The organism is Pontibacter liquoris, from assembly GCF_022758235.1.
GTDB classification, from domain to species: domain Bacteria; phylum Bacteroidota; class Bacteroidia; order Cytophagales; family Hymenobacteraceae; genus Pontibacter; species Pontibacter liquoris.
Window position 1 is genome coordinate 88,958 of the sequence record NZ_JALEBG010000001.1, and the last position, 12,853, is coordinate 101,810.

Below are 12,853 nucleotides of genomic sequence, written 5' to 3' on the forward strand. Positions count from 1 at the left end.
AACCATATTACCCGTAGCAGAATCCATTAATACAAAAAAGCCCTGCCGGTTAAGGTCAGGGCTTTTTCAAATTGGTAGGCGTATAATACCTATAACTATCGTTTAGTATCTGTCACTATTTCGCTTCGTTGTAGCGGCGTGTTACTTCTTCCCAGTTCACCACATTCCAGAAAGCGGAAATATAGTCGGGGCGGCGGTTCTGGTAATTCAGGTAATAGGCATGCTCCCATACATCCAGGCCCAGGATGGGCTGGCCGGTGCAGGCCTGGTCCAGGTTCATGATAGGCGAATCCTGGTTGGCAGTAGAGCAGATGCTCAGCTTGCCGCCCTCATTTACGCAAAGCCAGGCCCAGCCGGAGCCGAAGCGGGTGGTCGCTGCTTTGTTAAACTCTTCTTTAAAGGCATCGAAAGAGCCGAATGCACTGTTGATCGCCTCAGCCAATTCGCCGCTAGGCTGTCCGCCACCATTTGGCGACAGAACGGTCCAGAACAGGTTGTGGTTGTAAAAGCCACCCCCGTTGTTGCGCACAGCTGTATTGCCGCCCACGTTCTGCAGAATTTCTTCGATGGATTTATTCTCCAGTTCTGTGCCCTGGATCGCGTTATTCAGGTTAGTGGTATACGCCTGGTGGTGTTTTGTATGATGAATTTCCATGGTACGCGCATCAATATGCGGCTCCAGTGCGTCGTAAGCATACGGTAGTTTCGGTAGTTCGAAAGCCATAGTTTTATGTCTATTTATGTTTGAAAAAATGATGTTTCTACACGCTGTTAAGGTGTACGTCGTGGTTTCAAAGTTAGTTAATTTCTTTTACTGGCAAAGAAAGCAGCCATCAGCGCGGCACATTCCTCGGCCATAATGCCACTCACCATCTCTGTTTTCGGGTGCAGCAGGTTGCCTACTCTTCTGTAACCGCGCTTGGGCTCTGTTGTTCCGAACACCACCCGTTGCAGCTGCGCCCAGTAACTGGCACCCGCGCACATCACGCAGGGCTCCACGGTTACATATAGGGTGCAGTCGTGCAGGTATTTGTTGCCCAGGTATTCGGCCGCGGCTGTCAGGGCCAGCATTTCGGCATGGGCTGTTACATCGTTCAGCTTCTCGGTCTGGTTGTAGGCTTTGGCAATGATGCGGTTATTGCTCACCACCACAGCCCCGATCGGGATCTCGCCTTCTTCAAACGCATACTGGGCCTGCAGGTAGGCCTGCTGCATGTAGTGCTCATCGCTGTAGATATGTAAAAAGTCTGTCGCCATTGGTTTTTATTTGCGCAAGTATAAACAAGCGTTAAGGGTAAGTATAAAAAAAGCCCCACCAAAAGGGAAGGGCTTTCAGAGCTTTGGTTTAGCCGGTATGGGCCTACTCTAATTTAACAGAGGCCATGATCTGGCGGGCAGTAGCCTGCCATTCGTTTTTCATGTTTACGGGCAAATGCAGCGTAAAGATCAAAAGCTGGTCGCCTTGGATGGTGTATTCGATGATGCTGTATTTGTGTACCGGGGCCAGGTTGCTGGTTTTGCGCTCATCAGCCAGCGTAGATACAAATTCAAAAACGATAAAGTCCTTGCCTTTGACCTGGGTGATGTCCTGGCGGATAAAGTCCACTTTCGAAAAACGCTCCAGCAGGTTTGCTTTGTAAAACTCGCGGAGCATGCTCAGGTCCTGGGCACGGAATTGTGACGGCTTCTGGGTTACGCTGAAATCGATCTGGCCATCGGGGCTGGAATAAACAGCCAGCGGCTTCACCGGAGCGGGGTATTTGCGGGCAATGCCATCGTCGGGGAGCGGGGCGAAGTCTTTGGGCAGCTGCACCAAAATGTCCTTGCTGATCTCCACTTTCCGGAGCCTGGCTTGGCCAAAGGCTGTGCCAGCAAAAAAAATAAGCATTAAAAAAGCTAGGTATCGCATGTTCATGGGTTTGGAAGGGCAAAGCTATAAAATTCGGATAATGTTTAGCGGTGCAATTTCTTTGCCAAACCCAAAACGCGGCCTTGGTTTCCGTATTGTCCCGGTTGGGGGTATCTTAAATGGCTGGCTGCCGTTAAACTTTCTAAGAGCGTTTCATCATTCATTTAAGTATAAGACCATGCTGGATAATTTGATAAATAGTATAAAAGGGCAGCTTAGCGGCCAGCTGCAGGACAAGTATCAGCTGCAACCCGACACGGCCAGCAAGTCTGTAGACCTGGCACAGGACCATCTGAAAGAAGGGCTGAAAGACCAAGCGGCCAGCGGCGACTTCGGCGGCATCATGGACATCCTGAAGGGCAACAAAGGAGCCACCGAGCATGCCGGCGTAAACAGCATGATCAGCAAGTATGTAAATGATTTGAGCACCAAACTGGGCGTGCCCGAAAGTATAGCCCGGCAGGCAGGCCCTTTTGTGATCACCTTTATCATGCAAAAGCTGGGGTCCAAAGTGAGCGGCGAGGGAATGGGCCAGTCCGATATCATGGGCACGCTGCTGGGGAGCGGCCTCAAAGACAAGCTGCCCGGCGGACTGGGCGATAAACTGGGCGGCCTTTTTTAAGCTCTTGGGATATAAACGCAAAGAAGCCATACCCAGCAGGTATGGCTTCTCTTTCCATTCGATTTGTAGATTTTTAAGTGCGGAAGGCTACTTAATTTACATCTCACCTTAAACAAGTATGCCTCTGATTGCCGGAACTGGCCGGCAAGATCGTTATAATCAAATTTATAAGCTTTTTAATAATGCCAGGGCTTGCCTGAGCAGGCTGCGCTGTGCGTGAACAATGGCCGTTTGCCATCTGGCGGATCAGCAGAACGACTGCTGTCCTGTTTACGTCGGTTTCAGAACTAATCCGGCTTGTATAAAGTTTCCGGGGTCGCTGTTTTAACGCTTTTTTTCTGCTAGCCGGGCAGCAGGCCTGGCGCAGGGGCACATCTGCCACCTGAAATGGATGTTGAAATAAGCAAAATAGGTAGCCATCTCAAAATAAACTATACTAACCCTCCTTTTCTCTCGACAAATGCCGGAAAGCCGGTGTAGGCATGCCCCGGCATCTTTCCCTTTATTCCTGGAACCCTATTTTTCCGGATAAAGTAAAACAGGAAGGAAAGCCTGTGCGCCGCGCCCGTGTACGCCTGCTTACGTGGGTGCAATCCCCGTTTTACTACCCGGGCAAGTATAGTATAAACCATCAGAAATATGTTGCTAAAGCCAGTTGTGTTGTGGGTGGTGCTCATGGGCGCTATCGGGGGCTCGGGTTACCTGGGCTTCCGGAGCCATCGGTCCGCGTCGAGCAGGCCCCACCCGCATGTGCTCGTGATCGGGCATGCGGGCTCCGGCTTCCTCTCGCCTGTCAGCCCGTTTAACCCCTTGCCACCCAATAGTATGGGCTCCATTAAAAAGGCGTTCGAGGATGGGGCTGACGGCGTTGAAGTGGATGTGCAGCTGAGCAAAGACAATACGCCTATCCTTTACCACGATGTGTTGCTGGATTCGTTTACCGACGCCGCGGGCCTGATCGATACGCTGCCCGCTGCCCGGGTGCTGGGCCTGCCCTACAGGGCGGGCTTTCCGTATGAGCCTTTCCAGCATGAGACCATTATCTCGCTGGAGCAGCTGCTAAAATACCTTGGTACCCGGCAGGAGCTGTCTTACCTGCAGCTGGATTTGCGCAACCGCCTGCCCGAACACCATCCGGCCTATGTCCAAACAGTGCTCCGGCTGCTGGCCAAGTATAACTACCCGCTCCCCAAAGTAGCCTTTATCTCGCCGGATGTGGCGCTGCTGGAACAGTTCAGGACTGCTGCGCCTACCGCCGTGCTGCTGCTCGATGCCGAAGGCGACTTTGAAGGAACCCGCCAAAAAGTGCTGCAGCATAGATTCCAGGGTTTTGTGATCGCCTCTAAAGTGGTACAGCGCGCCCAGGTGCAGCAGGCAAAGCAGCAAGGGCTTCAGGTTATTTTGTTTGGCGGCAGGTCGGCATCTGCTATAGCCGGAATACTGGACAAAGGCCCCGATGCCATTGAGGTAAACAATGTGCGCCGGCTGCGCAAGCTGCTGGAATAAATCCCCTTTAAAAGCTATTTATTTTATTAAATTTGCCCTTATACATACATCGATTTAGAAAAGAACTATGCTTCGAACTCATACTTGCGGCGAACTGCGGACAGACAACGTTGGCGAAGAAGTTATACTTACCGGATGGGTGCAGCGCCTGCGCGACAAAGGCGGCATGCTTTGGATTGACCTGCGCGACCGCTACGGCATCACGCAACTTGCTTTTGAAGAAGGACTAACCTCCGCCAACTTATTTGAGCAGGCCCGCAGCCTTGGCCGCGAGTTCGTGATCAAGGCCGTTGGTAAAGTGGTGGAACGCTATGCTAAAAACGATAAAATGGCTACCGGCGATATCGAGATTCGGGTGTCGCGGCTGGAGGTGATCAACCCTTCTAAAATACCGCCATTTCTGATAGAAGACGAGACCGACGGGGGCGATGACCTGCGCATGAAGTACCGCTACCTGGATCTGCGCCGCTCGCCGGTGCGCCATAATTTAGAATTGCGCCATCGTATGATGCGCGAAGTGCGCAGCTACCTCGACAACCATTATTTTATAGAGGTGGAAACACCCGTACTCATCAAATCAACACCGGAAGGTGCCCGCGACTTTGTAGTGCCCAGCCGCATGAATGCCGGCGAGTTTTATGCCCTGCCGCAGTCGCCGCAAACCTTTAAGCAGCTGCTGATGGTAGCCGGCTTTGATAAGTATTACCAGATCGTGAAATGCTTCCGCGACGAAGACCTGCGCGCTGACCGCCAGCCCGAGTTTACCCAAATCGACTGCGAGCTTGCTTTCGTGACCCAGGAAGATATCCTCAACCGCTTCGAAGGCCTGATCCGGCATTTGTTCGAGAAAGTAAAAGGCGTACACATCGAGCGCCTGCCGCGCATGACGTATGCCGATGCCATGAAGTTCTACGGCTCCGATAAGCCGGACACCCGCTTCGACATGCGATTTGTGGAGCTGAACGGCATTGCCAAAAACAAAGGCTTTAAGGTGTTTGATGACGCCGAGCTGGTGGTGGGCATCAACGCCAAAGGCGCCGCCGCTTATACCCGCAAGCAGCTCGACGAGCTGACCGACTTTGTGAAGCGCCCGCAGATCGGGGCCACCGGCCTGGTATATGCCCGCGTAAACGAAGACGGAAGTATAAAATCATCAGTTGATAAATTCTTCTCTGCCGAGGACCTACAGGCCTGGGCCGCCGCCTTCCATGCGCAGCCCGGCGACCTGCTGCTTATACTTGCCGGCCCGGCCGACAAAACCCGCAAAGCCCTGAACGAGCTGCGCCTGGAGATGGGCACGCAACTGGGGCTTCGGGATAAAAATGTGTTCTCGCCGTTGTGGGTAGTCGATTTTCCGTTGCTGGAATGGGACGAGCATTCGCAGCGCTACCATGCCATGCACCACCCGTTCACCTCGCCTAAGCCGGAAGATATCGACCTGATCGATGACCGCCCGGGCGACATCCGCGCCAACGCCTACGACATGGTGATCAATGGTGTGGAAGTAGGCGGCGGTTCGATCCGTATCCACGACCGCCGTTTGCAGGAGCAGATGTTCCGCTTGCTGGGCTTCTCCAAAGAGGAGGCAAAAGCACAGTTCGGCTTTTTGATGGAGGCTTTTGAGTATGGCGCGCCGCCACACGGAGGCATTGCCTTTGGTTTCGACCGCTTGTGCTCGCTCTTTGGCGGCTCCGATTCCATCCGCGATTACATTGCGTTCCCGAAAAATAATTCAGGCCGCGATGTGATGATCGATGCCCCGTCGCCTATTGCGCAGGAGCAGCTCGACGAACTCCACATCCGCATGAAGAACCTGCCGCATTAAGGCAGGTTTTTAGTGTGGTCAAAATACCGCTTTCATGAAGATAGCCGAACAGACGTATACGCTGAAGACGGGGGAGGAGATCCTAATCCGCGAAGGAAGTATACCTGATTCCGGGGCGCTGCTGGACATGGTGCGGGAGTATGTGCTGACAAGCAAGTTCCTGATCGTCTCGCCGGAGGAGCTGGCCCAGACCGTTGCCGATGAGGCCCGCTGGATCAAGAGCCTGCGCGATAGTCAGAACAGCCTGCTGCTGCTGGCGCTGCACGAGGGCCGCCTGATTGGCAACATTGATCTGACAGGCAGCGACGAACCGGGCGAGAACCCTACCGGCCTGATAAGTATGGGCATGCTGCAGGCTTACCGCAACAAAGGGCTGGGCTCTATTCTGCTCAAAGCAGTAGTAGACTGGGCCCGGGCCAACCACCAGTTACAGGTGCTTTGCCTCCAGGTAGTGGGGGCCAACACCGGCGCTATGAAGCTCTACCGCAAACAGGGCTTTGAGGTAGCCAACCGGCAAACCAACGGCTTCAGCGATGGGGAAGGCAACCGGAGCGACAACGTAGTCATGACCCTGAGCCTGTAGCTGCAAAGGCTACCAATATACTTTCGTTCTATTATACTTTACAAGTTATACTTTACAAGGCCTGCTGCCCTCTTGGGAGCAGGCCTTTTCGTTTGCGGAGGTTGTGAAATTGGCGCCATGGGGCTGTAACCTGCTTCCAGTCGGGTGGCTCTTTGCGGGTAATTTTAAGCAAGATTTTGCACTTGCCAGGGTAAATGTGTATCATAGGGGGAGCAAACAGTATCTTGCTACGGGAGGTGCATGCCATGTATAAAATAGGCCTCCCGCTGCTGTTGGTGCGTTGCCTGTTTTTAACCCTTCATTTCGCATTCGCTTTATGGCCGATTTTCAAGTTAAGAAACAACCTAAGAAATATGATGCTGTGATTGTTGGCTCCGGTGCCGGGGGCGGTATGGCAGCGTATGTGCTGGCAAATGCCGGCCTAAAAGTATGCCTGCTCGAAGCCGGGCCCATGTATGATCCTGCTACTGACTCAGCGCAATTAAAGAACCCTTGGGAGTCGCCGCGGAGAGGCGCCAGCACCAAGTTCCGCCCTTTCGGCGATTTTGACGGCTGCTACTGGGGATGGGAAATTGACGGCGAACCCTACACCAAGGCCGAAGGCACCGACTGGGACTGGTGGCGTGCCCGCATGCTGGGTGGCCGCACCAACCACTGGGGGCGTATCTCGCTCCGTTTCGGGCCTAAAGATTTCAAGCATAAAAGTATAGACGGCCTGGGCGAAGACTGGCCCATCGGCTACGACGACGTAAAGCCCTACTATGATAAGGTAGATAAGCTGATCGGCGTGTTTGGCACCAACGAGGGGCTGGAGAACGAGCCCGATGGCATTTTTCTGCCGCCGCCCTTGCCGCGCCTGCACGAACTGAAGATCAAAAAGGCTGCTAACGGTATAGGCATTCCGGTGATCCCGTCGCGCTTATCTATTCTGACCCAAAAAATAAACGAAGAGCGCGGGCAGTGCTTTTACTGCGCGCAGTGCGGGCGCAGCTGCAAAGTATACGCCGACTTCTCGTCTTCTTCCTGCCTTGTAAAACCTGCCATTGCCACCGGCAACGTGGATGTGATCCCGAACGCCATGGCCCGCGAAGTGATCACCAATTCCGAAGGGCTGGCCACCGGCGTATCGTTCGTAAACAAGGAGGACATGCTGGATTATCAGGTAAATGGTAAAGTGGTGATTCTGGCTGCCAGTGCCTGCGAGAGCGCACGCCTTCTGCTCAATTCCGTGTCGCGGCGCCACCCTAATGGCCTGGCCAACTCCAGCGACGTGGTGGGCAAATACCTACACGACTCTACGGGTGCCGGGGTGAGCGGCGTATTGCCTGAGCTGATGGGCCGCAAGCGCTACAACGAAGACGGCGTAGGCGGCATGCACGTCTACACCCCCTGGTGGCTGGACAACAAAAAACTCGACTTCCCGCGGGGCTATCACATCGAGTACTGGGGCGGCATGCAGCAGCCGGCCTATGGCTTTGGCTGGGGCGTAGAGGGGCTGAACGGCAAGCTGCAGATGCACGGCAAAACGAAAGAAGCCGGCGGTTATGGCAAGTCGCTTAAAGACGATTATCGTTTTATGTATGGCGCCAGCGTGGGAATGGCCGGCCGCGGCGAAGCCATCGCGTTTGAACATAATTACTGCGAGATCGATCCCAACGTGGTGGATATGTATGGCATCCCGGTGTTGCGCTTCAACGTGAAGTACTCGGACTACGAGATAAACCAGGCCAAGCACATGAACGAGACCTTCAAGGAGATCATGCACGAAATGGGCGCAGTGATCACCTACGGAGGCGATTCGGGACCGCATGACAACTGGGGGCTACAGGCGCCCGGCAGGATCATACATGAGGCAGGCACCGTACGCATGGGCAATGATCCCAAAAAATCGGCCCTGAATAAATGGAGCCAGGCGCACGACTGCAAAACGCTGTTTTGCGTAGACGGAGGGCAGTTCGTGTCGCAGGGCGATAAGAACATCACCTGGACGATCCTGGCCTTGTCTATGCGGGCATCCGAGTACATTATTGATCAAATGAAAAAGCAGAACATCTAAGCAGAACGCATACGCTTATGGACAGAAGAAAATCACTCAAAGCCATTGTGCTGGGAACCGTCTCCTCGGCATTCATACTGGAAGCTTGCGATACCAAAGAGAAGCAGACCGCCGAGGTGATGAAAGCCCCTGCGTCTACTTCCAATGCCGGCCGTATGGCCGAAGAAGTAGCGCGGTTAAAAGAGATCCGTTCCAAAAACTTCTTTACCAAGGAGGAAATGGCCACCATCACGGTGCTGGCCGATATCATCATTCCGAAAGACGAGGTAAGTGGCAGTGCCTCTGATGCGGGCGTGCCAGATTTTATCGAGTTTATAGTTAAAGACAAGCCCGAGAACCAGACGCCCATGCGTAGCGGCCTCAAATGGCTCGATATCCAAACGCTGAATCGCCACGACAAACCGTTCCGGGAGTGCAGCGAACAGCAGCAACTGGCCCTGGTGGATGCCATTGCTTACCCTGAGCGGGCAAAACCGGAAATGAAAAAAGGCGTTACGTTCTTTAACCTGATGCGCAACCTGACTGCCACAGGCTTTTTCACTTCTGAAATAGGCGTGAAGGACGTGGGCTATGTAGGCAACCGCCCTAATCAGTGGAAAGGTGTGCCGGCCGACGTGCTGAAACAGCATAACGTGGCCTATACCGAAAAAGAGCTGCGGGAGTGTGTGAAGTTTGAAGAAGAAGCGTAATCCGGTAAGCAAGTATAAAAGCAATCAGAATTTAAGTAAACGTATACCTAAGCAGCATACCATGACCCACAAACTAATGATGACCGCCCTGTTGGCAGGCAGTTTTTTTATGGCACAGGCACAGCAAAAAGCAAAACCCGAAGACACCGAAGTATGGGACCCCGCTCCCAAGGTCGTGACGCCCGGACAGGTGCAGATCGCGGCCCCTTCCGATGCAGTGATCCTCTTCGATGGCAAGAACCTGGACAAGTGGGTAATGACCGAAGACCGAAGCAAACCGGCACAGTGGACGGTGGCTGACGGGGTGATGACGGTAAATAAAAAGACCGGCAACATTGAGACGAAGGACGCTTTTAATGATTACCAGCTGCACATCGAATGGCGCATTCCGGCCAATATCACCGGCGAAGGACAGGCCCGCGGCAATAGCGGCATCTTCCTGGCCTCTATCGGTAAAGGCGATGATGGCTATGAGTTGCAGGTGCTGGACGCCTATAACAACAAGACCTACGTGAACGGCATGGCCGGCAGTATCTACAAGCAGTTTGTTCCGCTGGCAAACCCCGCCAAAAAACCAGGCGAGTGGCAAAGCTATGACGTGTTCTGGAAAGCGCCTACCTTTAACGAAGATGGCTCCGTGAAAACGCCTGCGCGCGTAACGGTGCTCTTTAACGGGGTGCTGGTAGAGAACAACGTAGAGCTGCTGGGCCCGACGCAGTATATCGGCAAGCCCTCCTACAAAAAGGCGCATGGGGCTTCGCCCATCAAACTGCAGGCGCACGGAGATAAAAGTGAGCCGATCAGCTTCCGCAATATCTGGATCAGACCGCTCTAAAGGCTGTCTGCCGGGCGCGTCCGGGCCAGCTGTGGCCGGGGACGCGCCCTTTTTCTTTAACCTAAAAGCCATCGGCGGGAGCGTTTAGGTCGCCCTGTTATACTTAACCACCACATATGAAAAGACGGTCATTTGTCAGAGCCTCGCTTGTGAGCTGTTCTCTGGCCGGGTTTGCACCGGCTGTAAACGGGGCATCCCGCCTATTTTCGGAAAAGAAAGGCGCCAGCCAGGAGTTTTACGAGCTTCGGGTGTATACCCTGAAAAACGAAGACCAACAGCAGCTGGTCGAAAATTATTACCAGCAGGCTGCCATTCCTGCGCTGAACCGGCTAGGCAGCAAAAACATCGGGGTATTCCGCGACCTGAAGCCCGAAGGCATCACCAAGCTGTATATTCTGATCCCGTATAAGTCGCTGGCTGATTTCGGCACCATACAGGAGAAGCTTGGGACTGATGCGGCCTACCTTAAAGCAGGATCCGCTTACCTGCAGGCGCCTGCCACAGCGCCAGCTTATGAGCGGATCGAAAGCTCTTTGATGAAAGCGTTTGCCCAAATGCCGGCACTGGCGGTGCCTGAAAAGAAAGATAGAATGTTTGAGCTGCGGCGCTATGAAAGTGCCAGCGAGAGCGCCGGCAAAAAGAAGATCGAGATGTTCAACAAAGGCGAGATCGACATTTTTAAGCGGACGGGGCTGATGCCGGTATTTTTCGGTGAGACCCTGATCGGTGAGCAGCGCCCAAACCTGACGTATATGATCACTTTTGAGGATATGGCCAAGCACGATGCCAGCTGGAAAACTTTTGGCAGTGATCCGGAGTGGAAAAAGATCAGCAGCATCCCCGAGTATGCCGACGCAAAGATCGTATCGCATATCACGTCCACTTTCCTGACACCAACTGCTTTCTCCCAGATCTAACGTATGCGCTCCATTTGGGCGCTTTAGCACACTGGCCTGCTTATACTTCTTTACAAGTATGAGCAGGCCATTTTTTGCCGCACAATATCAGAGAGTCATGTCGTGCTCGGTGGCCGTATCAGGGTCCAGGGTTACGGTCGTATCAGCTTCGGAAGGCATGGTGGTGCTGTCGTTGAGCTTCTCGGTGGTGCCATTACCCTGATCTTCATTCTTGTTCTGCTCACCGCAGGCCGAAACGGTGGTAAGTATAAAGGCCAGCAGGGCTGCTCTCAGTATATTCTTCATAGTGTGTTCCTCCTTGCTTTTAGATGTTCTCCCTACTTACGCAAAGCGCCGGAGAAGGGCGTGGGTTTGAAAGCTTTGGAACGGAATAAGCCTCCTGCTGAGCTGTTTATACTTATACTTATACTTATACTTATACTTACACTTGCGGCGGCGATCAAAGCAGGTAAAAACAAAAGCGGCTGCCCTTTTCAGAGCAGCCGCTTTTTAACTATAAATAACGTTATTTTCCTACAGCAGGTCGCTTACCAGGGCAGGCGCTATGCCCAGCAAGATGGTAAACACTGTGATAAAGATCAGCACAAAAGAAGCAAAGCTGCCCATGCGGATCTTCTCTACATTACCAGCCGGATGCATATACATGGCGATCACAACTTTAAAGTAATAGTAAATACCTACTGCTGCCATCAGCACTGCCACTACCACCAGCCACATCAGGCTGGCATCCTGCACCACGGCCGAGAAGATAAACAGCTTGCCGAAGAAACCGGCCGTTAGCGGAATACCGCCCAGTGAGCACATGGCAACCGTCATGGCAAAAGCCAGCAGCGGGTTTGTTTTGCCCAGGCCATTAAAGGCTTCAAAGGTTTCGTTGCCCTCGCGCTGGGCGGCTACATACTTGAGCACGGCAAAAGCCGCCACCGTGGCCAGCGAGTAAGAAAGCGCGTACAACATAATGGAGGCGTCTGAGCGCTCATTAAAGGCAACCAGGGCCATCAGCAGGTAACCTGCATGCGATACGCTGGAGTAAGCCAGCATACGCTTGGCGTTGTGCTGCACCACTGCGCCGATGTTGCCCACCACCAGGGTAAGCACCGTAATGGCGATCAGGGTCGGGAACCAGGCGGCATACGATGCGGCAAACGCCGCTGCCATCAGTTTATAGAAAGCGGCCACACCGGCAATCTTCACCACCGTAGACATGAACCCGGTGAAAAGGGTAGGGGTGCCTTCGTATACATCGGGTGCCCAGAAGTGGAACGGCGCAGCAGATATTTTAAAGGAGATACCAATAACGATGAGCAGCAAGCCCAGCGTGAACATGGCCGTCATGGTACCATCGTTTGTGGCGGCTGCAGCGGCAATGTCGGTCAGGTAAAAAGAACCGGTAGCGCCGTAGATCAGCACCATGCCAAACAGCAGGAAGCCCGTAAAGAAAGAGCCCATCAGAAAATACTTCAGCGCCGCTTCGTTCGAGCGGATGCGCTGTTTATCGCTGCCGGCCAGCACATACATGGCAATAGAAAGGATCTCGATGCCCACAAACAGCATCAGCAGGTTCTCGTAGCTCACCATCATCACGGCGCCTACCAGCGAGAAAAGCAGCAGCGAGTAGAACTCGGCCAGGTTCTCGTTTTCTTCTTCTACATAACGTTGCGAGAAAGGGATCAGCAGCAACGTGGTTAGCACCATAATGCCGGTAAACGCCACCGCATAGTTATCGATGGTGAGCATGTGGTTAAAGTAGCTCTGCGCATCGTTCCAGCGAAGCAGGTTGGCGCCAAACACGACCGCCAGAAACAGCAGTGCCAGGGGCAGCAGTATCCTTTTAGACTTCATAAACCCAACAAAGAGGTTAATGACGCCGAAAACGGATAGAAGGATGATTGAAGTCATGTCGTTTTATTC

13 protein-coding genes are annotated in these 12,853 nt (G+C 53.3%); 8 read left to right on the top strand and 5 right to left on the bottom strand.

What is annotated here, in order from left to right:
- Positions 1-115: 115 nt before the first annotated feature.
- The 3 genes from LWL52_RS00345 to LWL52_RS00355 form a co-directional block, all read right to left on the bottom strand.
- Positions 116-724, bottom strand: a complete 609-nt coding sequence (locus LWL52_RS00345) for a superoxide dismutase (protein ID WP_242916137.1) — start codon at positions 722-724, stop codon at positions 116-118.
- 77 nt (positions 725-801) lie between these two features.
- On the bottom strand, positions 802-1,257 hold the full coding sequence (locus tag LWL52_RS00350) for a nucleoside deaminase (protein WP_242916138.1): 456 nt from the start codon (positions 1,255-1,257) through the stop codon (positions 802-804).
- A 103-nt stretch (positions 1,258-1,360) separates the two neighbouring features.
- On the bottom strand, positions 1,361-1,888 hold the full coding sequence (locus LWL52_RS00355) for a hypothetical protein (RefSeq protein ID WP_242916139.1): 528 nt from the start codon (positions 1,886-1,888) through the stop codon (positions 1,361-1,363).
- Positions 1,889-2,087: 199 nt separating this feature from the next.
- On the opposite strand from LWL52_RS00355, the gene LWL52_RS00360 reads away from it, so the two are divergent.
- The 8 genes from LWL52_RS00360 to LWL52_RS00395 all read left to right on the top strand — a co-directional run bounded on the left by LWL52_RS00360 (position 2,088) and on the right by LWL52_RS00395 (position 10,942).
- The gene (locus LWL52_RS00360) at positions 2,088-2,531 is read left to right on the top strand and encodes a hypothetical protein (RefSeq protein WP_242916140.1); all 444 of its coding nucleotides are present in this window, start codon (positions 2,088-2,090) and stop codon (positions 2,529-2,531) included.
- A 639-nt stretch (positions 2,532-3,170) separates the two neighbouring features.
- Positions 3,171-4,037 (top strand): glycerophosphodiester phosphodiesterase, encoded by an 867-nt coding sequence (locus LWL52_RS00365; RefSeq protein WP_242916141.1) that lies wholly within the window; start codon positions 3,171-3,173, stop codon positions 4,035-4,037.
- 67 nt (positions 4,038-4,104) lie between these two features.
- The gene (gene aspS / locus LWL52_RS00370) at positions 4,105-5,862 is read left to right on the top strand and encodes an aspartate--tRNA ligase (protein ID WP_242916142.1); all 1,758 of its coding nucleotides are present in this window, start codon (positions 4,105-4,107) and stop codon (positions 5,860-5,862) included.
- Between the two features lie 34 nt (positions 5,863-5,896).
- A complete protein-coding gene (locus LWL52_RS00375) occupies positions 5,897-6,445 on the top strand; it encodes a GNAT family N-acetyltransferase (protein ID WP_242916143.1) in 549 nt (182 codons plus the stop codon).
- Between the two features lie 316 nt (positions 6,446-6,761).
- Positions 6,762-8,501: a GMC oxidoreductase gene (locus tag LWL52_RS00380; RefSeq protein WP_242916144.1), complete on the top strand. Its 1,740-nt coding sequence runs from the start codon at positions 6,762-6,764 to the stop codon at positions 8,499-8,501.
- A gap of 17 nt (positions 8,502-8,518) precedes the next feature.
- Entirely contained in the window at positions 8,519-9,190 is a 672-nt protein-coding gene (locus LWL52_RS00385; RefSeq protein ID WP_242916145.1) for a gluconate 2-dehydrogenase subunit 3 family protein, read from the top strand.
- A gap of 61 nt (positions 9,191-9,251) precedes the next feature.
- Positions 9,252-10,025, top strand: coding sequence for a 3-keto-disaccharide hydrolase (locus LWL52_RS00390; protein WP_242916146.1), 774 nt, complete (start codon positions 9,252-9,254; stop codon positions 10,023-10,025).
- Between the two features lie 116 nt (positions 10,026-10,141).
- The gene (locus tag LWL52_RS00395) at positions 10,142-10,942 is read left to right on the top strand and encodes an NIPSNAP family protein (protein WP_242916147.1); all 801 of its coding nucleotides are present in this window, start codon (positions 10,142-10,144) and stop codon (positions 10,940-10,942) included.
- 87 nt (positions 10,943-11,029) lie between these two features.
- On the opposite strand, the gene LWL52_RS00400 is transcribed toward LWL52_RS00395, so the two are convergent.
- Both LWL52_RS00400 and LWL52_RS00405 read right to left on the bottom strand, forming a co-directional pair.
- Positions 11,030-11,227 (bottom strand): lipoprotein, encoded by a 198-nt coding sequence (locus tag LWL52_RS00400; protein WP_242916148.1) that lies wholly within the window; start codon positions 11,225-11,227, stop codon positions 11,030-11,032.
- Between the two features lie 228 nt (positions 11,228-11,455).
- Entirely contained in the window at positions 11,456-12,841 is a 1,386-nt protein-coding gene (locus tag LWL52_RS00405; protein WP_242916149.1) for an NADH-quinone oxidoreductase subunit N, read from the bottom strand.
- Positions 12,842-12,853: the final 12 nt, after the last annotated feature.

Bases quoted from the DNA above. Each gene is read 5' to 3' on its own strand.
- LWL52_RS00405 (WP_242916149.1), bottom strand. From the start codon at position 12,841: ATGACTTCAATCATCCTTCTATCCGTTTTCGGCGTCATTAACCTCTTT.
- LWL52_RS00355 (WP_242916139.1), bottom strand. From the start codon at position 1,888: ATGCTTATTTTTTTTGCTGGCACAGCCTTTGGCCAAGCCAGGCTCCGG.
- LWL52_RS00395 (WP_242916147.1), top strand. From the start codon at position 10,142: ATGAAAAGACGGTCATTTGTCAGAGCCTCGCTTGTGAGCTGTTCTCTG.
- LWL52_RS00360 (WP_242916140.1), top strand. From the start codon at position 2,088: ATGCTGGATAATTTGATAAATAGTATAAAAGGGCAGCTTAGCGGCCAG.
- LWL52_RS00385 (WP_242916145.1), top strand. From the start codon at position 8,519: ATGGACAGAAGAAAATCACTCAAAGCCATTGTGCTGGGAACCGTCTCC.
- LWL52_RS00380 (WP_242916144.1), top strand. From the start codon at position 6,762: ATGGCCGATTTTCAAGTTAAGAAACAACCTAAGAAATATGATGCTGTG.
- aspS (WP_242916142.1), top strand. From the start codon at position 4,105: ATGCTTCGAACTCATACTTGCGGCGAACTGCGGACAGACAACGTTGGC.
- LWL52_RS00345 (WP_242916137.1), bottom strand. From the start codon at position 724: ATGGCTTTCGAACTACCGAAACTACCGTATGCTTACGACGCACTGGAG.
- LWL52_RS00400 (WP_242916148.1), bottom strand. From the start codon at position 11,227: ATGAAGAATATACTGAGAGCAGCCCTGCTGGCCTTTATACTTACCACC.
- LWL52_RS00390 (WP_242916146.1), top strand. From the start codon at position 9,252: ATGACCCACAAACTAATGATGACCGCCCTGTTGGCAGGCAGTTTTTTT.
- LWL52_RS00350 (WP_242916138.1), bottom strand. From the start codon at position 1,257: ATGGCGACAGACTTTTTACATATCTACAGCGATGAGCACTACATGCAG.
- LWL52_RS00365 (WP_242916141.1), top strand. From the start codon at position 3,171: ATGTTGCTAAAGCCAGTTGTGTTGTGGGTGGTGCTCATGGGCGCTATC.
- LWL52_RS00375 (WP_242916143.1), top strand. From the start codon at position 5,897: ATGAAGATAGCCGAACAGACGTATACGCTGAAGACGGGGGAGGAGATC.